Origin of the sequence: Pseudacidovorax intermedius (assembly GCF_001476815.1) — a bacterium.
GTDB lineage: Bacteria > Pseudomonadota > Gammaproteobacteria > Burkholderiales > Burkholderiaceae_C > Xenophilus > Xenophilus intermedius_A.
In genome coordinates, this window is record NZ_LDSL01000064.1 from 59,514 (window position 1) to 79,028 (window position 19,515).

At 69.5% G+C, this 19,515-nt stretch carries 21 protein-coding genes; 12 read left to right on the top strand and 9 right to left on the bottom strand.

Annotation, left to right across the window (positions count from 1 at the left end):
* Positions 1–151: 151 nt before the first annotated feature.
* From NS331_RS10850 to ahpC, 3 genes are all read right to left on the bottom strand, one after another.
* Positions 152–1,243: a BMP family ABC transporter substrate-binding protein gene (locus NS331_RS10850; protein WP_058641999.1), complete on the bottom strand. Its 1,092-nt coding sequence runs from the start codon at positions 1,241–1,243 to the stop codon at positions 152–154.
* A 134-nt stretch (positions 1,244–1,377) separates the two neighbouring features.
* Entirely contained in the window at positions 1,378–2,940 is a 1,563-nt protein-coding gene (ahpF, locus tag NS331_RS10855) for an alkyl hydroperoxide reductase subunit F (protein WP_058642000.1), read from the bottom strand.
* 252 nt (positions 2,941–3,192) lie between these two features.
* Positions 3,193–3,756: an alkyl hydroperoxide reductase subunit C gene (ahpC, locus tag NS331_RS10860; RefSeq protein ID WP_058642001.1), complete on the bottom strand. Its 564-nt coding sequence runs from the start codon at positions 3,754–3,756 to the stop codon at positions 3,193–3,195.
* A 252-nt stretch (positions 3,757–4,008) separates the two neighbouring features.
* On the opposite strand from ahpC, the gene bfr reads away from it, so the two are divergent.
* The 12 genes from bfr to NS331_RS10920 all read left to right on the top strand — a co-directional run bounded on the left by bfr (position 4,009) and on the right by NS331_RS10920 (position 15,200).
* Positions 4,009–4,485 (top strand): bacterioferritin, encoded by a 477-nt coding sequence (bfr, locus tag NS331_RS10865; RefSeq protein WP_058642002.1) that lies wholly within the window; start codon positions 4,009–4,011, stop codon positions 4,483–4,485.
* A gap of 236 nt (positions 4,486–4,721) precedes the next feature.
* Positions 4,722–5,366, top strand: coding sequence for a PepSY-associated TM helix domain-containing protein (locus tag NS331_RS10870; protein ID WP_058642003.1), 645 nt, complete (start codon positions 4,722–4,724; stop codon positions 5,364–5,366).
* A gap of 84 nt (positions 5,367–5,450) precedes the next feature.
* Entirely contained in the window at positions 5,451–5,945 is a 495-nt protein-coding gene (locus NS331_RS10875; protein ID WP_193758087.1) for a DUF2271 domain-containing protein, read from the top strand.
* A gap of 107 nt (positions 5,946–6,052) precedes the next feature.
* Positions 6,053–6,853 (top strand): DUF4198 domain-containing protein, encoded by an 801-nt coding sequence (locus NS331_RS10880; RefSeq protein WP_058642005.1) that lies wholly within the window; start codon positions 6,053–6,055, stop codon positions 6,851–6,853.
* Between the two features lie 22 nt (positions 6,854–6,875).
* Positions 6,876–7,925 carry an FAD:protein FMN transferase gene (locus NS331_RS10885; protein ID WP_082702397.1) on the top strand — a complete coding sequence of 350 codons (1,050 nt, stop codon included), beginning with the start codon at positions 6,876–6,878 and terminating at the stop codon, positions 7,923–7,925.
* A gap of 64 nt (positions 7,926–7,989) precedes the next feature.
* Entirely contained in the window at positions 7,990–9,339 is a 1,350-nt protein-coding gene (locus tag NS331_RS10890; protein ID WP_058642006.1) for a sulfite reductase subunit alpha, read from the top strand.
* 192 nt (positions 9,340–9,531) lie between these two features.
* Positions 9,532–11,856 carry a catecholate siderophore receptor Fiu gene (locus NS331_RS10895; RefSeq protein ID WP_058642007.1) on the top strand — a complete coding sequence of 775 codons (2,325 nt, stop codon included), beginning with the start codon at positions 9,532–9,534 and terminating at the stop codon, positions 11,854–11,856.
* A 273-nt stretch (positions 11,857–12,129) separates the two neighbouring features.
* Positions 12,130–12,810 carry a Fe2+-dependent dioxygenase gene (locus NS331_RS10900; RefSeq protein ID WP_058642008.1) on the top strand — a complete coding sequence of 227 codons (681 nt, stop codon included), beginning with the start codon at positions 12,130–12,132 and terminating at the stop codon, positions 12,808–12,810.
* A gap of 139 nt (positions 12,811–12,949) precedes the next feature.
* Entirely contained in the window at positions 12,950–13,222 is a 273-nt protein-coding gene (locus tag NS331_RS10905; RefSeq protein WP_058642009.1) for a (2Fe-2S)-binding protein, read from the top strand.
* 104 nt (positions 13,223–13,326) lie between these two features.
* Positions 13,327–14,046, top strand: a complete 720-nt coding sequence (locus NS331_RS10910) for an energy transducer TonB (protein ID WP_082702406.1) — start codon at positions 13,327–13,329, stop codon at positions 14,044–14,046.
* A gap of 19 nt (positions 14,047–14,065) precedes the next feature.
* The gene (locus tag NS331_RS10915; protein WP_058642011.1) at positions 14,066–14,782 is read left to right on the top strand and encodes a MotA/TolQ/ExbB proton channel family protein; all 717 of its coding nucleotides are present in this window, start codon (positions 14,066–14,068) and stop codon (positions 14,780–14,782) included.
* Between the two features lie 4 nt (positions 14,783–14,786).
* Entirely contained in the window at positions 14,787–15,200 is a 414-nt protein-coding gene (locus NS331_RS10920; protein ID WP_058642012.1) for an ExbD/TolR family protein, read from the top strand.
* Between the two features lie 618 nt (positions 15,201–15,818).
* On the opposite strand, the gene NS331_RS10925 is transcribed toward NS331_RS10920, so the two are convergent.
* Genes NS331_RS10925 through NS331_RS10950 form a run of 6 tightly spaced genes read right to left on the bottom strand, consistent with a single transcriptional unit; the run spans position 15,819 to position 19,449 of the window.
* Entirely contained in the window at positions 15,819–16,229 is a 411-nt protein-coding gene (locus NS331_RS10925) for a Mor transcription activator family protein (protein WP_058642013.1), read from the bottom strand.
* Positions 16,226–16,651, bottom strand: coding sequence for a regulatory protein GemA (locus NS331_RS10930; protein WP_082702398.1), 426 nt, complete (start codon positions 16,649–16,651; stop codon positions 16,226–16,228). The genes NS331_RS10925 and NS331_RS10930 overlap by 4 nt, the downstream gene beginning before the upstream one ends.
* Positions 16,648–16,980 carry a hypothetical protein gene (locus tag NS331_RS10935; protein ID WP_058642015.1) on the bottom strand — a complete coding sequence of 111 codons (333 nt, stop codon included), beginning with the start codon at positions 16,978–16,980 and terminating at the stop codon, positions 16,648–16,650. Before NS331_RS10935 ends, NS331_RS10930 begins: the two co-directional genes overlap by 4 nt.
* Entirely contained in the window at positions 16,977–17,318 is a 342-nt protein-coding gene (locus NS331_RS10940) for a hypothetical protein (protein WP_153012814.1), read from the bottom strand. The genes NS331_RS10935 and NS331_RS10940 overlap by 4 nt, the downstream gene beginning before the upstream one ends.
* Entirely contained in the window at positions 17,315–17,605 is a 291-nt protein-coding gene (locus NS331_RS10945; RefSeq protein WP_058642017.1) for a hypothetical protein, read from the bottom strand. Before NS331_RS10945 ends, NS331_RS10940 begins: the two co-directional genes overlap by 4 nt.
* Positions 17,605–19,449, bottom strand: a complete 1,845-nt coding sequence (locus NS331_RS10950; protein ID WP_058642018.1) for a DNA cytosine methyltransferase — start codon at positions 19,447–19,449, stop codon at positions 17,605–17,607. The genes NS331_RS10945 and NS331_RS10950 overlap by 1 nt, the downstream gene beginning before the upstream one ends.
* Between the last annotated feature and the right edge of the window lie 66 nt (positions 19,450–19,515).

The following is a 19,515-nucleotide window of genomic DNA, read 5'->3' on the forward strand; positions in this document are numbered from 1 at the left end:
GGGTGGGCGTGGGAGATGGCGCAGGGCCTGCAAGCGGCAGGCCACGGCGGAGGGTGCGGCCGGCGCACGCCGCCGGGGTCGAGCGTACTGGAAGCCCGGCCCGCGCAACGGCGGCGCGCCGTATAGCGGCTATATGGCGCTCGGTTCGCCGTCAGGGCGAGACGCGGCCCTGCACGCCCTCGGCCAGCCAGTTCATCCGCAGGATCTGCCCGTCGTCCAGCGCCTGGCCGCGCGGGATGACGACGCGCCCCTGGTTGTCGTGCACGTCGGCCGCGACGGCGCGGAAGGGCTGCAGCCGGCCGGCGGCGATGTCCTGCTGGCGGGCCAGCACCTCGTCCTGAACCGCCCGGGGCACCCTGGGGCCGAAGTCGCCGACGCGGATCATGCCGTCCTTGACGCCGCCCCAGGTGTCGGTGCTCTTCCAGCTGCCGTCGAGCACGGCCCTGGCGCGCTGCACGTAGTAGTCCCCCCAGCGGTGGGTGACGGCCACGATCTGCGCATCGGGCGCCACCTGCCGCATGTCGGAGTGGTAGGCCACGGCCATCCGGCCACGGTCCTGCGCCGCCTTCATGACGGCGGTGGAGCCCGTGTGGAAGGCCAGCACGTCGGCGCCCTGGTCCATCAGCCGCATGGCGGCGTCGCGCTCAAGGCCCGGGTCGAACCACTGGTTGAGCCACACGACCTTGACCTGGGCCGCCGGATCGACCGAGCGCATGCCGAGCGTGAAGGCGTTGATGCCCTGCAGCACCTCGGGGATAGGGAATCCCGCCACGTAACCGGCGATGTGCGACCGGCTCATCCGCCCCGCCGCCACGCCCGCCAGATAGCGGCCTTCGTAGTAGCGGGCATTGGCCGTGGCGACGTTGTCGGCCCGCTGCAGGCCGGTGACGGACTCGAAGCGCACCTGCGGAAATTCCCGTGCCACGCGCATCGTCGGCGCCATGTAGCCGAAGCTGGGCGTGATGATCAGCTGGTGGCCCTGGCGTGCCAGATCGCGGATCACGCGCTCGGCGTCCGGGCCCTCGGCCACGTTCTCGACGTAGGTGGTCTTCACCTTGCCGGGCAGCGCCGCCTCGATGGCCTGGCGGCCCAGCTCGTGCTGGTGCACCCAGCCGGCGTCGCCCAGCGGCGCGACATAGACGATGCCCACCCTGAGCGGCGGCTGCGCCGGCTGGGCGTGGGCGAAGGGGGAAGAAAGAAAACAGCAGGCAGCCGCGAGCGCGGCGGCGAGGTTTTTGTACATGGTGTTCCTCGACATGGCCCCGAAAACGAAAACGCCGTGCAGCGGGGCGCTGCACGGCGGGCGGGATTGTAGGGAGCGGCGCTTTTCCGGCGCCTCGACGGCCGACCGGCGCCCTGCCCGGGCGCCGTCGCCGCTCAAGCCGCCACAGGCGCGCTGGTGCGGATCAGGTGGTCGAAGGCGCTCAGCGCCGCCTTCGCACCATCGCCGGCCGCGATGATGATCTGCTTGTACGGCACCGTGGTGCAGTCGCCGGCCGCGAAGACGCCGGGGACCGAGGTCTGGCCCTTGGCGTCCACGATGATCTCGCCGTGGCGCGACAGTTCGACCGTGCCCTTGAGCCAGTCGGTGTTGGGCACCAGGCCGATCTGGATGAACACGCCTTCCAGGTCCACGCGCTTCTCTTCACCGGTGGCGCGGTCCTTGTACGTCAGGCCGTTCACCTTGTCGGTGCCGGTGATGGACGTGGTCTGCGCGTTGGTGAGCACCGTCACGTTGGGCAGGCTGGTCAGCTTGCGCTGCAGCACGGCATCGGCGCGCAGCTGGGTGTCGTACTCGATCAGCGTCACGTGGCCGACGATGCCGGCCAGGTCGATGGCCGCCTCGACGCCGGAGTTACCGCCGCCGATCACCGCCACGCGCTTGCCCTTGAACAGCGGGCCGTCGCAGTGCGGGCAGTAGGCCACGCCCTTGTTCTTGAACTCCTGCTCGCCGGGCACGTTGATGTTGCGCCAGCGGGCACCGGTCGACAGGATCACCGTCTTCGCCTTGAGCGTGGCACCGCTTTCCATCTGCACCTCGACCAGGCCGTCGCCCGGCACCAGCGCCGACGCGCGCTGCAGGTTCATCACGTCCACGTCGTAGTGGCGCACGTGCTCATCCAGCGCCAGCGCGAAGTGCGGGCCCTGGGTTTCCTTGACGGAAATGAAGTTCTCGATGCCCAGCGTGTCCAGCACCTGGCCGCCGAAGCGCTCGGCCGCCACGCCGGTGCGGATGCCCTTGCGGGCGGCGTACACCGCGGCCGCGGCGCCAGCCGGGCCGCCGCCGACGATCAGCACGTCGAAGGCCTCCTTGGCGCTGAGCTTCTTGGCCTCGCGCTCGACGCCACTGGTGTCGATCTTGGCCAGGATCTCTTCCAGGCTCATGCGGCCGGAACCGAACATCTGGCCGTTCATGAAGACCGTGGGCACGCCCATGATCTGGCGGTCCTCGATCTCCTTCTGGAAGGTGCCGCCTTCGATCATGGTGGCCTTGATGCGCGGGTTCTGCACGGCCATCAGGTTCAGGGCCTGCACCACGTCCGGGCAGTTGTGGCAGGTGAGCGAAACGTAGACCTCGAATTCGAAGTCGCCGTCCAGCTGCTTGATCTGGTCGAGGATGGCCTGCTCCACCTTGGGCGGATAGCCGCCCTGCTGCAGCATGGCCAGGATCAGCGAGGTGAACTCGTGGCCCATGGGCAGGCCAGCAAAGCGCGGGCCGTCGGTCTGGCCGGGCTTGTTGACGGAAAACGAGGGCTTGCGGGCGCTGCTGCCGGGCTGGTCGATCACGGTGACCAGCTTGGAGGTGCTGGCGATGTCCTGGAGCAGTTCACGCGTCTGTGCCGACGCCGGCGAATCGTCCAGCACAGCCACGATCTCGATGGGCTGGGAAATGCGCTCCAGGTAACTGGAAAGCTGGGCTTTGGTGGCGGCGTCGAGCATGGTGTTTCTCTCTCTGGCGTTGGTCTTCGATGGGGGACGGGCCTCGGGCGCTGGGCCTTTCGGCGGGGGCACGTCTCCTGCATCTAGGGACGGGCCGGCAATAAAAAAAGCCCGGGTCACGTGGTGCCCCGGGCTCGGGGGCAGCTGCTGCGCAGCCGCCCGGCAGGCGGTGTCAGGCGCGCGCCGGCCGTCCTCCCGTGGAGGAAGAGGCTCGGTGCGGGCGGCCTGACGCCAGCCGGGCGAAGGGCATGCTCAGATCTTGCCGACCAGGTCGAAGGACGGCTTGAGCGTGGCGGCGCCTTCTTCCCACTTGGCGGGGCAGACTTCGCCGGGGTGGGCGGCCACGTACTGGGCGGCCTTGACCTTGCGCAGCAGGTCCTTGGCGTCGCGGCCGATGCCTTCGGCGGTGATTTCCAGCGCCTGGATCACGCCCTGGGGGTCGACGATGAAGGTGCCGCGGTTGGCCAGGCCCTGGTCTTCACGCAGGACTTCGAAGTTGCGGCTGATGGCCAGCGTGGGGTCGCCGATCATCGTGTACTTGATCTTGCCGATGGTTTCCGACGAGTCGTGCCAGGCCTTGTGGGTGAAGTGGGTGTCGGTCGACACGGAGTAGATCTCCACGCCCATCTTCTGGAACTCGGCATAGTGGTCGGCCACGTCGCCCAGCTCGGTCGGGCAGACGAAGGTGAAGTCGGCCGGGTAGAAGAAGAAGACGGACCACTTGCCCTTGACGTCGTCGCTGGACACGTCGACGAACTTGCCATCCTTGTAAGCGGTGGCCTTGAAGGGCTTGATTTCGGTGTTGATCACGGACATGTGCGGTTCCTCTTGAGGTCGAAAAAACTTGCGAGCCACTAGTATATGCATGGCTCATCAAAAATTGATAGATAAACACTATCAATCACCAACCCGGTGGCTATGGGCGACCGGCGCGAGGCAGCAGACCGATACGAACGCCTCTCACGATCAAACGCATGCAGACCGCCGCGGCCGGGTCTTGCCTTGTGGGGGCCGCGGCGCACCCGCACAATCCGCCGCTTCGGGACCTTCCGGTCCGAGGACGAGAACATGCAAGGCGATCCCCAGGTCATCGACCACCTCCAGGCCCAGCTCAAGATCGAACTGACGGCCATCAACCAGTACTTCCTGCACTACCGGATGCTCAAGCATTGGGGCTTCGACAAGCTGGCGAAGAAGGAATATTCCGAATCCATCGAGGCCATGAAGCACGCGGACAAGCTGATGGACCGCATCTTCATGCTCGACGGCCTGCCCAACCTGCAGGACCTGGGCAAGCTCAACGTCGGCGAGGACGTGCCCGAGATCCTCGACTGCGACCTGCGCACCGAGCAGGGCTCGCAGGCCACGCTCAAGGCCGGCATCGCCTACTGCGAGTCGGTGCGCGATTTCGTTTCCCGCGACCTGCTGGAAGACATCCTGGAGGACACCGAGGAACAGATCGACTTCCTGGAGACCCAGATCGATCTGATCGGCAAGGTCGGCCTGCAGAACTACCTGCAGTCGCAGATGGGCGACGCGGACTGAGTCCACGCTGCCGCACCTTCCGCCGAGTTGCGTCCGCGCAGGGCGCACGGAAATGAACAGACAGGGCCCTTCGGGGCCCTTTCTGCTTCATGAAACTTTACAGAGCGCCATGCGCTCCCGATTTGCTAGCAACAGCGCTTTCCAGGACGAGCTTCAAAGGCGTGTTCGGCCTCCCACCCTTTCGGCGATACAAATAGCATCCATTCTCATCTTGGTCGCTAGAATGCGCGGCGTCCATGACTGCCGCCACCGCTTCCGCCCGCCGCGCCGCCTGGCTCAAGACCCTGCACCAGTGGCACTGGGTGAGTTCCGCACTGTGCCTGGTCGGCATGCTGCTGTTCAGCGTGACGGGCATCACACTCAACCATGCGGCGGACATCGAGGGCCGCCCTGCCGTCTCGCAGCAGACGGCCACCGTGCCGCCGCCGCTGCGCGCGGCGCTGCAGCAGATGCAGCCGCAGGTGCAGCAGCAGCACCGCGGCCGGGCGCCCGTGCCGGCCGCGCTCGGCGACTGGCTGCGTTCCCAATGGGCCGTCGACGCCGGAGTGCACGAGGCCGAATGGTCGCCCGAGGAGCTGTACCTTTCCCTGCCCCGGCCCGGCGGCGATGCGTGGGTGCGCATCGCCCTGGATGACGGCAGCGCCGAGTACGAGCTGACCGACCGCGGCTGGATCTCCTACCTCAACGACCTGCACAAGGGCCGCCACACCGGCGCGGCCTGGCGCTGGTTCATCGACGTCTTCGCCGCCGCAGCGCTGGTGTTCTCGCTCACCGGCCTGCTGATCCTGCAGATGCATGCCGGCAAGCGGCCCTTCACCTGGCCGATGGTGGGCCTGGGGCTGCTGGTACCGGTGCTGCTGGCCCTGCTGCTCGTGCATTGACCGGCCCCCTTTTTTCCTTCCCTCGCTTTCGTCAAAGGACGCCTCGTGCAGATTCGCTATCCCCTCGCCCCACTCACCCTGTCGATGCTGTTCGCCGGACCGGCCGTGGCGGCCGGCCTGGGCGTGAACGTGGAGATTCCCCGGTTGAACGTGTCCGAGTACCACAGGCCCTACGTCGCGGCCTGGATCGAGCGGCCGGACAACAGCATCGCCACCACGCTGGCCGTCTGGTACGACGTGCGCACCCGCAACAACAACCCCGAGGGCGAGGGCACCAAGTGGCTCAAGGACCTGCGCCAGTGGTGGCGCCGCGGCGGGCGCGAGTTGTCGGTGCCGGTGGATGGCGTCACCGGCGCCACCAAGCCGGCCGGCAAGCACCAGTTGCAGTTCGCCGAAGGCAGCAAGCCGCTGGGCCAGCTGGCGCCAGGCAGCTACCGGCTGGTCGTGGAGGCCGCCCGCGAGGTCGGCGGCCGCGAGGTGGTAACGGTGCCCTTCCAGTGGCCGCCCGCCAAGGCGGAGGTGGCCAGCGCCGCCGGCAAGGAAGAACTGGGCGAGGTCAAGGTCGAACTCAAACCCTGACGGGGCCTGGACGCCTCCCGCCCTGCGTCCCCGCCCGATCCGCCCCACGACCCCGCCGGCCCCCGACGGCCGCCCATCCGCTCTCTCGCCTTTCCAGGAACACCGCCATGCGCCTTCCCTTCCGCCTTGCCGCCGCCGCACTCGCCTTCGGCGCCGTCGCCGCCCAGGCCCACAACACCTGGCTGCTCCCCGCCACCACCGTGCTCGCCAAGCCCGACTGGGTGACGGTGGACGGCGCCGTCTCCAACGACCTCTTCGTCGCCAACCACTTTCCGCTGAGCCTGGACAACCTGCAGGTCACCGGTCCCGACGGCGCAGCGGTCAAGCCCGAGAACGCCGCCCGCCTCAAGTACCGCAGCGTGTTCGACCTCAACCTGCCGCAGCCCGGTACCTACCGCATCGCCGTCGTCAACCAGGGCGCCTTCGCCAGCTGGAAGGACAAGGCCACCGGCCAGCCGCGGCGTGCCCGCGGCAGCGCCGAGACCCTGGCGCGCGAGGTTCCCGCCGATGCGCAGGACCTGGCGATCACCCAGTCGCTGGGCCGGGTGGAGACCTTCGTCTCGGTGGGCAAGCCGACGCCGATCCGGCCCACCGGCCGCGGGCTGGAGCTGGTGAGCACCGCCGGCGCCACCGACCACGCCAAGGGCGAGACGTCCGAATTCACGCTGCTGCTGGACGGGCAGCCGGCCGCCGGGCTGGACGTCACCGTCACGCAGGGCAACACCGTCTACCGCGACAAGCTGGGCGAGGTCAGCGTCAAGACCGACGCCCAGGGCCGCTTCAGCATCACCTGGCCCGCTGCCGGCATGTACTGGCTCGAGGCGAGCACGCGCGACGCCAAGACCTCGCTGCCGCAGGCCAGGGAGCGCCGGCTGAGCTACGCCGCCACGCTCGAAGTGCTGCCCTGATGCCGACCCGCCGCCGCGCCCGATGACCCGCACCCTGTCCTTCGCCCGCTGGGCCGCGGGCGGCTATGCGTCCGTGCCCGCGCCGCGCGCGGCGGACCCGGCGCGGCTGCAGACGCTGGGCGGCCCGACCATGGGCACGCACTGGTCGCTGCGGATGGACAACCCGCGGATGCTGCCGCAGACCGCCGTCCGCGAGGCCATCGAGACGGTGCTGGCGCAGGTCGTCGCCCAGATGAGCCACTGGGCGCCCGATTCGGACCTCAGCCGCTTCAACGCCGCGCCGGCCGGCCACCGGGTCGAACTGCCGCAGGCGCTGGCCGCCGTGCTGGCCCGCGCCAGCCATTGGGCACAGGCCAGTGGCGGCGCCTTCGATCCCACGCTCGGCGCGCTGGTGGCCGCCTGGGGCTTCGGGCCGCAGGCCGCGCCGGCCGGTCAAAGCGGCCCGCCGGACGCCGCCACGCTCGCGCGTGCCCGGGCCACGGGCGGCTGGCAGCGGCTGGCGCTGCGGCCCGGTGCAGCCGGTGCGCCGCCCTCGGCGCTGCAGCCGGGCGGCCTGCAGCTGGACCTGTCCGGCATCGCCAAGGGCCATGCGGTGGACCTGGGCGCCCAGGCGCTGCAGCAGCTGGGCCTCACGGACTTCCTGTTCGAGATCGGCGGCGAGCTGGTCGCGCGCGGCCTGCGGCCCGGGGGCCAGCCCTGGCGCGTGCAGGTGGAACCGGCCCTGGACGACGAGGCGCAGGCCCTCGCCCTGCCCTTGCAGGACGTGGCCATCGCCACCTCCGGCGACCGCTGGCACGTGCGCGCCCACGGCCGCCGGCGCTGGTCCCACACCCTCGACCCGCGCACCAGCGCGCCGGCGGCGCATGCACTGGCAGCCGTGACCGTGCTGCAGCCGCGCTGCGCCGATGCCGACGCCCTGGCGACCATCCTCACGGTGATGGGCCCCGCCGAGGGCACGGCCTTCGCGGACCGGCTGGGCGTGCCCGCGCTCTTTACCGAGCGCCTGGCGGACGGCCTGCTGCAGCGCCGGGCCAGCCGGGCCTGGCCCTTCGGCACACGCGCGGCGGCCTGATGCGGGCGGCACGTCCATCGGGTCGCCCGGGAACGGGGCCTACTCCGTCTAAGACCCTCCGGCGATGAACGAACTCGCACGCCAGCTGGCCGCCGGCGGCGCCACGCTGGCCTATGCCGGCCTGTGCGCCGCCCTCTACCTGCGCGAGCGCCGCCGCGCCGCCGCCCAGGCCGGCGCCGCCGCGGCCCTGAACGACAGGGGCGGCCCGCCGGTGCTGGTCGCCCATGCCACGCAGACCGGCCAGGCCGAAACCCTGGCCTGGCAGACCGCCAAGGCGCTGCATGCCACCGGCCTGGCGGTGCGCGTGCTGCCGCTCAACGCCGTGGACGCCGCGCTGCTCGCACGCACGCCGCGCGCACTGTTCATCGCCAGCACCTACGGCGAGGGCGATGCGCCCGACGGCGCCAGCGACTTCTTCGACACCTGCATGGCCCGGCCGGCCGCTCTGGCGCCACTGCGCTATGGCTTGCTGGCCCTGGGCGACCGGCAGTACGCGCGGTTCTGCGGCTTCGGCCGGCAGCTGGACGACTGGCTGCGCGCCAGCGGCGCCACGCCCGACTTCGCACCCATCGAGGTGGACCGCGGCGACCCCGAGGCGCTGGCGCAGTGGCAACGCCGCCTGGGCGTGGACGCCGCCGCGCCCGCCGCGGCCGCAACGCCGCAGCCCTGGACGCTGGCACGCCGCGAACACCTCAACCCCGGCAGCCAGGGCGGGCCGATCCACCTCGTCACGCTGCGCCCGCCAGCCGGCCCGCCGCTGCGCTGGGAGGCCGGGGACGTGGCCGACGTGCATCTGGCGGAGGACCCCGGCCGGCCGCGCAGCTATTCCATCTGCTCCATCCCGGAAGAAGGCGAACTGCGCCTGCTGGTGCGCCAGGTGCGTCATGCGGATGGCCGTCCGGGTGCCGCGTCGGGCCTGCTGGGCACGTTGCTGCAGCCCGGGCAGCAGGTCGATCTGGCGCTGCGGCCGAACCCGGGCTTTCGCCTGGGCGACAACGCGCGGCGGCCGCTGGTGCTCATCGGCAACGGCACCGGGCTGGCCGGCCTGCGCGCCTTGCTGCGGGCCCGCATCTCGCGCGGCCTGCACGACCAGTGGCTGGTGTTCGGCGAGCGCCAGGCCGCGCATGATGCGCTGCTGGACGACGAACTGCGCACCTGGCTGGCCGAGGGCCGGCTGGCGCGGCTGGACCGCGTCTTCTCGCGCGACCAGCCCGCGCGCCGCTACGTCCAGCATGTGCTGCTGGAACAGGCGCAGGCGCTGCGCGCCTGGTGCGCGCGCGGTGCCGCGTTCTATGTGTGTGGCAGCCTGGAAGGCATGGCCGCCGAGGTCGATGCCGCCCTGCGCCAGGTACTGGGCGCGGTCGGCGTGCAGGCGCTGCGGCGCGAGGGCCGGTACCTCCGCGACGTGTATTGAGCGGCGTTGCCGCCGGGCCACAGGGCCACCACCGGCCCCTCCTCGATCTCGCCAATCTTGTTGCGACTCGTTATCATTTGAGGCTCCGCAGCGCTTGCCCCGCTGCGGCCACACAAAGCCAGCCACGCGCCCTCCCGTTGCGCCCAGCCAAGCAGATCACGCAACGTTTTTCCAATCCCCGGAGGGATTCCCATGGCCTACATCAAGAGCCGCAAGCACGCCGCGCCGCGTGCTGCTTCCGCCTGGACCGGCGCCGCAGCCGCCCTGGTCGCCATCGCCGCGCCGGCCGGCGCGCAGAACGCACCCGCCCCGAGCAACACGGCCGCGGCCGCCACGCTGCGCGAGGTGCGCGTCGAAGGCGCGACCGAGTCCTTCAAGGCCGACACCGTCTCCTCGCCCAAGTTCACCCAGCCGCTGGTGGACACGCCGCAGACCATCACCGTCATCAAGAAGGAAGTGCTGCAGGAACAGGGCGCCACCACCCTGACCGAGGCGCTGCGCAACACGCCCGGCATCACCTTCCAGATGGGCGAGAACGGCAACACCTCCACGGGCGACGCCGTCTTCCTGCGCGGCTTCGACACCTCCGGCAGCATCTTCGTGGACGGCGCCCGCGACGTCGGCACCGTCACCCGCGACATGTTCAACGTCGAGCAGGTCGAGGTGGTCAAGGGTCCGGCCAGCGCCGACATCGGCCGCACAGCGCCCACCGGCTACATCAACCTGGTCAGCAAGGTGCCCCAGGCATCCAACTTCTTCGCCGGCAGCGTCAGCCTGGGCAGCGCCGACGCCAAGCGCGCCACCGCCGACCTCAACCGCGTGCTGAACGCCGAAGGCACGACGGCCCTGCGCCTGAACGTCATGACGCAGGACAGCGGCGTGCCGGGCCGGGACTACGTCAAGAACAAGGGCTGGGCCTTCGCGCCGTCCATCGCCTTCGGCCTGAACACGCCGACGCGCGTGATCCTGCAGTACCAGCACGTCGAGCAGCGCAACCGGCCCGACGGCGGCATTCCCACCGTCGGGCTGCAGGGCTACTACCTGGCGCAGCTGGCCGCCCGCGGCGGCAACGGCCCGCAGCCCGACACGCGCAACTACTACGGCTGGCTGTCCGACCACGACAACGTGGACGGCGACATGCTCACCGCCCGTGTCGAGCACGACTTCGACGGCGGCGTGAAGCTGCGCAACCTCACCCGCTGGGGCCGCACCGACCAGGACCTGGTGCTCACCGCGCCCTTCAGCAACGGCCTGCTGACGCCCTCGGTCGCCAATCCGCTGACCTGGTCCACCCGCCTGCTGCCGCAGGGCAAGGGCCAGCGCAACGAGATCCTGGCGAACCAGACCAACGTCACGGCCGACGTGCAGACCGGCAGCGTCAAGCACTCGATCAGCGCCGGGCTGGAGCTGACGCGCGAGGAACAGGACAACACCACCAGGGCCGCGACGATCAACGCCGGCAACGGCGTGCGCACGGTCTCCGGCACGCCGCCGACGGTGTCCTACCTGGCCTACACCAGCCTGTACGCGCCCAACCCGTACCGCGCCTTCGTGCCGGTGCTGCCCACCGGTGCCAGCACCGCCGGCAGCACCCGCACCGCGGCGCTGTATGCCTTCGACACGCTCAAGTTCAACGAGCAGTGGCAGCTGACCGGCGGCCTGCGCTGGGAGCACTACCGCACCCGCTTCAACAGCCTGGCCGCACCGGTCAACGGCGTGCAGACCGCGCTGGGGCAGGAGGCCTCGGACAACCTGCTCACCGGCAAGCTGGGCCTGGTCTACAAGCCGGCGGACAACGGCAGCGTCTATGCCGCCTATGCCACGGGCGCCCAGCCGCCGGGCGGCAACTTCAGCTTCCCGACCTCGCTGACCACCGCCAACGTCAACAACCTCAACCTGGACCCGCAGAAGTCCAAGACCTTCGAGGTGGGCACCAAGTGGGACGTGATGGACAAGCGCCTGGCCCTGTCGGCGGCCGCCTTCCGCACCATCAACCAGAACGAGCAGGTGCAGGTGGATGCCTTCGGCAACTTCGAGCAGTACGGCAAGACCCGCGTCCAGGGCCTGGAGCTGAGCGCCGTCGGCCAGATCACGCCGGCCTGGCAGGTGATCGGCGGCCTGGCCCGCATCGACACCGAGATCCTGCAGGGCCCGCTGACCGGCACCAGCACCAACGGCGCGCAGATCCGCTACTCGCCCAAGCTGTCGGCCACGCTGTGGACCAGCTACCGCCTGCCCCTGGGCCTGACGGTGGGCGGCGGCGTGCGGTACGTGTCGACCCAGCAGCGCGCCACGTCCGCCGCGGCCATCACCGCCACCAGCTTCTTCCCCGAAGTGCCGGCCTACACCGTGTGGGACGCGATGATCGGCTACGAGGTCAACCGCAACGTGAGCATCCAGCTGAACCTGTTCAACCTGACCGACAAGTTCTACCTCGCGCGCGTGAACAACGCCGGCAACCGGCTGGTGATGGGCACGCCGCGCTCGGCGACGCTGAGCGCTAATTTCCGGTTCTAGACGCGACCCCCTGCCGTTTCTCGGCGCTCTCTTGCTCGCGCTTTCGGCTTGGAGGGGTGCACCCGGAGGCCCGGCAAAGCCGGTTCCCCGGGTGCCCTGGCGTGGCCTGCTCCGCGGCCATTCGAACCTTGTGGTCACGGTCGATGCCGGCCCAGCGCAGCAGCAGAGCGCGCCGCCCCCCAAACCCGGCCCTCGCGGCCGGTTTTTGCATGGAGCCAGCGGGCGTCGCAGCCCGGCCGTGACACCCAACCCTCACCGCAAGGAACACCCCCCATGATGGTCCACGTCCCCCAGGTCCTCAGCCCCGCGCAGGTGGCGCAGATGCGCGCCGCACTGGACGCCGCCGACTGGATCGACGGCCGCGACACCGTCGGCCCCCAGGGCGCGCGCGTCAAGCACAACCGCCAGTTGGCCGAGCAGTCGCCGGTGGCGCTGGAACAGGGCCGCATCATCCGCGAGGCGCTGGCGGGGCATCCGCTCTTCTTCTCGGCGGCATTGCCGGCGCGCCTGGTGCCGCCGCTCTTCAACCGCTACGAGGGCGGCGAAACCTACGGCCTGCACGTGGACGGCGCCGTGCGCAGCCTGCCCGGCGGCGGCGGCCAGCTGCGCACCGACCTGTCGTGCACCCTGTTCCTCTGCGAGCCGGAGGACTACGACGGCGGCGAACTGGAGGTGGTCGACACCTATGGCACCCACGAGGTGAAGCTGCCAGCGGGTGACCTGATCCTCTATCCGGCCAGCAGCCTGCACCAGGTGCATCCCGTCACGCGCGGCGCGCGGGTGTGCGCCTTCTTCTGGCTGCAGAGCATGGTGCGCGACGATGCGCGGCGCGCCCTGCTCTTCGAGCTGGACCGCAACATCCAGAGCCTGCGCCAGCGCCTGGGCGAATCGGCCGAGAGCGTGGCCCTCACGGCCACGTACCACAACCTGCTGCGCATGTGGGCCGAGGTGTAGGTGTTGGCGCCGCACCGCCCGAGGAGAAGACGAAGCCCCCACGGCGGCTGAGGATGACGATAGAAATTGCGAATGCGAGAAATTCGTATTTATAATCGCCGCACTTCCTCATCACAGCCAGCCAACTGCAGCCCCTGTCATGATCGTCTGTGTATGCCGCCGTGTTTCGGACCGCGAGATCGTTCGGCATGCCCGGGCCGGCATGAGTTTCGACGAGATTCAATTCGAACTCGGTGTGGCCACCCAGTGTGGCCGCTGCGAAACCTGTGCACGCGACGTGGTGGCCCAATGCAGTGCATCGCATCCGGTGGCCGCCCTCCACAGCGACATCGAACCCCGCGCGATCCAGCTTGCCACCGCCATCACGGAGAGCAAAGCATGGAATTCTTCGCGGCCCTCGTCGGCAGCCTGAGCTTCGCCGGTTCGGTGTGGTGGGTGCTGCGGCGCTAGATCGCCTCTTCTGATCTAAGCTTTCCGGCCCGCCCAGGCGGGCCTGGATGTGTTTCTGGGTTGACCGTGTCGAGCCGCCTTTCTTCTCCTTCCCATTCCTCCCCCCTGGCGCTGTCGCGCACCACGCTGATCGTCGGCGGGGTCGTGCTCTTCCATGCCGCCGCGCTCTGGGCGCTGCAGAGCGGCCTGATCCGCAAGGCCGCCGAAGTGGTGGTGCCGGTCGAAATCCTGGCCCAGATCATCGAGGCGCCCAGGCCTGCGCCGCCGCCTCCCCCGCCACCGCCGCCGCCCGCGCCGCCGCAGAAGCAGGCGCCCAAGCCGCCGCCGCGGCCGATCGCCATCCGCGAGCCCAAGCCCGTGCCGGCACCCAATGCGCCCACCGGCGTGGTGGAGCCGCCGCCGGTCACGGCACCGACGCCCGCGCCCCCCGCACCGCCTGCGCCGCCCGCGCCCGTGGCACCGCCGACGCCGCCGGCCCCGCCTGCGCCGCGGCTGGTGGAGATCAGCCAGGGCCAGACCACCTACGTGCGCGAGCCGCGCGTCGTCTATCCGACCATGAGCCGCAAGCTCGGCGAGACGGGCACCGTCATCGTGGCCGTGTACTACGGCGCGGACGGCCATCCCAAGCGGGCCGAGATCGCCAAGTCCAGCGGCTTCGAGCGCCTGGACCAGACCGCCGTGGCCGCCGCCATGAGCTCGCAGGTCACGCCCTTCCGCCAACTGGGCGGCGGGGACGCCAACACCGTGTACCTGCTGCGCGCCCCCTTCAACTTCGTCCTGAACTGATTTTTCCGCTGGAGTATTTATGGATTCTCAATTTGGCCTGCTGCACGTCTGGACCCAGGGCGACTTCGTCACCAAGGCCGTCGCCATCCTGCTGCTGGGCATGTCGCTCGCGTCGTGGATCGTGATCCTGGTCAAGGGACTCGACGTGGTGCGCTACAAGCGCATGGCCCGGCAGTCGGGCCATTTCTGGCACAGCGAGGACTTCGCCACCGCGCTCGACAAGCTGGGCAAGGACGACAGCAACCCCTTCCGCGCGCTGGCGCTCGAGGGCCGCGAAGCCGCCGCCCACCACCGCAACACCAAGGCCCACCTGCACGACCAGCTCGACGTGAGCGACTGGATCACCCGCTGCCTGCGCAACGCCATCGACGAATTCACCGCCCGCCTGCAGGGCGGCCTGGCGATCCTGGCCTCGGTCGGCTCCACGGCGCCCTTCATCGGCCTGTTCGGCACCGTCTGGGGCATCTACCACGCGCTGCTGGGCATCGGCACCGCCGGCCAGGCGACCATCGACAAGGTGGCGGGCCCCATCGGCGAGGCGCTGATCATGACCGCGCTGGGCCTGGCCGTGGCCATTCCCGCCGTGCTGGGCTACAACGCCCTGGTGCGCGGCAACAAGTTCGTGCTGAACAAGCTCAACAGCTTCGCCCACGACCTGCATGCCTACTTCGTCACCGGCGGCCGCGTGCAGGCCAACGGCGAGGCGGCCACCATCGTCTCGCTCAAGAAGGGCTGATGCCATGGCCTTCGGAACCCAGGACGAACCGGACGACGTGATGAACGAGATCAACATGACGCCCCTGGTGGACGTCATGCTGGTGCTGCTCATCATCTTCATCATCACCGTGCCGGTGATGAAGCATGCGGTCAACATCGACCTGCCCCGCGCCACCAACGAGCGCGAGGAAACCAAGCCGCAGACCATCCAGCTGAGCGTGGGCGCGGACGGCAGCTACTACTGGAACCAGGACAAGGTCGACGACGCGACGCTCGAGCAGCGCCTCGCGGCCGAAGGCGCGCGCGACCCGCAGCCCGAACTGCACATCCGCGGCGACAAGGACGTGCGCTATGAACGCGTGGCCAAGGCGATGGCCGCTGCGCAGAAGGCCGGCGTGCGCAAGATCGGCTTCATCACCGATCCGACGCCGCAGTGAGGACGAGCCCCGCAGGGGCAACGTCGCGCCATCGAAGCCGGCCTCGCGCCGGCTTTTTCTTTGGCGGGCCGGCAGGCACGCACACCCTCGCCGGACGACCGTTACGTGTGGGGAGGTGATCGTTTTGTCAGACCCGGATGGTGGTCGGAAAATCGGAAAACCTGAATCGGGGCGCGGGGTTACGTGAAGTCGGCGAGGTCAGCGGGCCGTTTGGCAGAGTGGGCCAAATTGGGCCGCCCGCGGCGTCAGAACGGCCGCTGTGGGCCGGGAATGGGTTGGGCCGAGCCAGGGTAGCCCGAAACGGGATGACGAGCCCAAGGGCCTGATTTCATTGAGAAATACCTCACACCGCGTCACTCGCGGTGCTCTGCCGCCAGCGGCGCCGCCCAAGCGTTGAGGTCGGACGTTTGAGGTCGGACGGGTGATTTTGCGTCCGACCTCGAAAAATCCATGCGCATCAACAGCTTGCGGCGGTCCGTTTCCCTTGACGCGAGCGTCCGACCTCGCGCAAGGTCGGACGCAAAAAACGGCCCGCTCGGGGCCGTTTGGCGTTGGAAAGGGCGTCCGGGCATGGGCGAGGTCGGACGTTTAACCGGTTTAACTGACGCCGAGTTAAACCTACAGATCGAGCTGCGCCTGCAGGTCGGACGCCTGATCGGCGCCCGCCACGATGCGTTCCACTGACCGCTCGGTGAGGCGGTAAAGCAGCGCCAGCTCGCGCGCCGTCCGGTGCTTGTACTCCTCGCGGATCCGGGCGTTCCGGGCCGCCGTCAGTGCCGCCGTCGCCTTCGGCAAGGGGTAGCGCAGGCCGTGGCCATCGTGCGAGAACTCGGCGCACAGCGCCCGCAGGTTGTCTAGGCCGATCAGCTCGGCGTATGGATGCTCAGCCGTAGCCTCCGCCGGGATGTAGACGCGCACCCCGCCGTACTGCTCCACGAAGCGCAGCGTTGCGGGCAGCCCGATCAGGCGCACGAACTGCTGCAGCAGCGGAGGCAGCAGCTCTTCGGCCGGTGCGGTCTTGCCGGTCATGGCTGGGCGTCCGCCTTGGGCCGGTTGAGCATGGCCTTCAGGGCCTCGATGACCTTCGTGGCGTCGGCCACCGGCAGGAACCTGGCGTGGGAGTAGCCGGCGCCGGTCACACGCGCGATGAAGGCAAGCAGCGCCTGCGGCGAGCCGTCGCGGATCCGCTGCGTCTCGCTGAGCTTCTTCCAGAGCCAGACGATCTTCTCCGGCTGACCGAAGGGGCGCTTCTTGGCTGGCGCGGCACCCTGGGCCTCCAGATAGCGAAGCACGCGCTGCCGGCCGGCGTGGTCCAGATCGCGCGCGCTGCTGACGCTGCCCTGGGCCATCAGCACGGTGCGGTAGGTGGCGTCGTCCAAGCCGAGTTGAGCCTTCGCCATGTGGATCCGCGCAAGGTCGGCATTTCGGTTGTCGCGAGCGAGTTTGCTCATCGCGCGCCTCCGGTGACAAACGGCACGGCCTTGACGATGGCGACATCGCCGGACTGTCCAAGGTCGGATTCGAACGAGTAGCCGAAGGGCCAGCGCGCACCTGTGATGGCCTTGTGCCGCCTGTCCCACCGATCCGAATGCTCTTCGTCCGAGATGCCATCTTCAAAGGGGTCCGGCATCCTGGCCAGGCGCTTTTGCAACGAGTGGAAGAAGGCATTCACCCGCCTCGCTGCGGCGTCGGCTTCGCCCTTCGTGAGTGCCGCGGCCACCACCTCCAGACTGTCTTCGTAGCCAATGACGGGGCGGACGATCACCCACGCCTTCTTCATGCGGCACGTCCTTTCCTCGACCGTCCGCCCAGCTTGGCCTGGGCGGCGCGCTGCTCGCACCATCTGCTGATCTCGCGGATGAAGATGCTCAACCAGGGCGACGGGTGCTGGGAAGGCAGGCCAGTCGCCTCGGTGGCTTGGCGCGCGCACTCGTCATAGTCCGGGAGCGGCGTGGCCGGATCCTTCGGGACCATTACCCAGCCTTCGGGCGACACCGCATCATTGACCACGGCGGCAAAGTCGCGCGCCAGGTCGATGCTCATCCATCGTCCGGTCTTGTGGTCGATCACGTCCGGCCCGAAGGGCCCGTCAGGGCGATAGGTGAATCTCTTGCTCATGGCTGCACCAGGTGGGTAAAAAGGTTGCGCTGCCCGATCTCGTCCACGGCCTCCGTGCGGCAGCTGGGGCACAGGTGGCTGTTGGGTCCGACCTGGGTTGCGTGTCGTTCGCACATGGCGGCATCGCACGTCCCTTTGCCAGACTTCGAAGGGCCATCGCACAAGAAGCCGCTGGGGGCCAGGCACGCGGCTTCCTTGCCTTCGATCAGCACGCGGGCAGCACAGGGCGCGGGCAGCTTCGAGCCCTTCATGTGCACGATCCCAATGCCCAGGCGGTAGAACGGCATCAGGCGGCCCTCCGGCTCTCGCGGAAGTCGCTGTAGTTCGCCGCCACGATCAGGCGCATCGGCAGCGGGCTGACGCTGTTGCCGCACATGCGCACCTGTGCCTTCGCCGAGAGGCGCTTGCCGTCGGCCGTGCGGTCGATGATGTAGCCTGGGGGGAAGTCCTGGGCGTTGTACAGCTCGCGCGGCACCAGCATGCGCAGGCAGATGTCCACGATCACCCAGGGTTCGCCCTTGAGCCACACCGTCACCAGTGCGAGGCGGTCGTGCGTGGTGATGGTGGTCATCGGGTCGCGCAGGTCGGCCCACTGGCCGCCGGTGCCGTGGTAGCGCATCAGGAAGGCCGCGCAGCGCAGTGCGCCCGCCTCTTCGTGCCCGGTCAGGCCGTTCCGCAGCTCGGCGGTGATGAGCTGCTGTTGGCTGCCGCTGGTGGTGGCGGTGGACAGCGGCGCCCGCACGTCGCGCGCGGGCGTGGCGTTGAATCCGCCGTTCGCCTGCACCAGATAGGCCGTCGTGAGGCCCTGGCCCGCGCCGCTGGCCGTGATGGTGCCCACCGGCCCGCGGATGTCGTTGACGCCGTAGCTCCAGCGCTCGCCGCCCGCTGCACCCTCGCCGTGCCCCATCTGCACCAGCGTGGCGGCGGCGAGACCGAACTTGCCGCCCCCCGCCACGATGGTGCCGAGAGGCTGCTGCAGATCGAGCGCGCGCGGCGCCTGGCCGTCTCGCTCGCCATAGCCCATCTGGATCAGCGTCGCCACCGCCAGGGCCGTCTCACCGCCGTTGGCGGTGGTGATGGTGCGCAGCGGCTCCTGTGTGCTGTAGGCCGTGTCCCGGCTGTGCGTCACGGGCACGAGCGTCGGGGTCAGCAGCATTTTGTGGCCGCCGGTGAGCACCGGCGCGAGAGGCTCCGACACCGGCCGGGGTGCGTTGTTCGCCATGTTGTTGACGATGTACGGCTCAGGGCTCTCCAGCACGAAGCGGCGAAGACCGTATGCCACGCGGCGCATGGTGGCCTCGGCCAGGGGCTTCTCGCGGTCGAAGATGCTGCGCCCGGGAATGCTCCAGTCGATGCAATCAGCGGCCGGGCGGTAGGCTTTCAGCTTGCCCGTGGGCTTCTTCGCGTGGGTCTGCTCCGGCCAGGCGATGGGAAGTCCATCGCAGCGGGCCACCAGGTAGAGACGCTTGCGGGTGCTGTGGGCACCCAGCTGCGCGTTGACGATCACGCGCCACTGCACCACGTAGCCCAACGAGCGCAGCGCGCCGACGAAGTGCTCCCAGTTGTGGCCCTTGCGCGAGGGATCGGGCACCAGGAACTGATTGCCGCGGGGCACGCGCTCGCCCGGATCGGCCACGCGGTGCACCAGCTTGCCCGTCTTCGGGTCGCGCACGCGGTCCAGCGTCAGCACCCGGCCGGTGGCGGGGTCGCGCTTGGCGATGAGCGGCGACCACACGAGCATCTGCTCGACGTTCTCCAACGTGATCACGTCCGGCCGTACCTTGCCTGCCCAGCGTAGCACCTGCCACGCGAGGGAGCGGATCTCCTGCTTCCGCGGCTGGCCGCCCAAGGCCTGGGAGTGGTGGGTGCAGTCGGGCGAGGCATGCAGCAGGCCCACGGCCTGGCCCCGGGTCACGGCCAGCGGATCCACCTCGCGGATGTCGGCGCGGAAATGCCGGGTCTGCGGGTGGTTCGCCTCGTGCATGCCGATGGCGTCCTCGTCGTGGTTGATCGCCACGTCGACGGGGCGGCCGATGGCCTGCTCGATGCCGGTTGACGCGCCGCCGCCACCGGCGAACAGGTCGATCACGAGCTTGGCGGCCAGTGCCAAGACAAATTGGGGCGTCAGCACGGCACGCTCCCTGACCAATTGGTGGCTGTCGGATCGGAGCTTAGAAACCGATACTGCTGCGCAAAC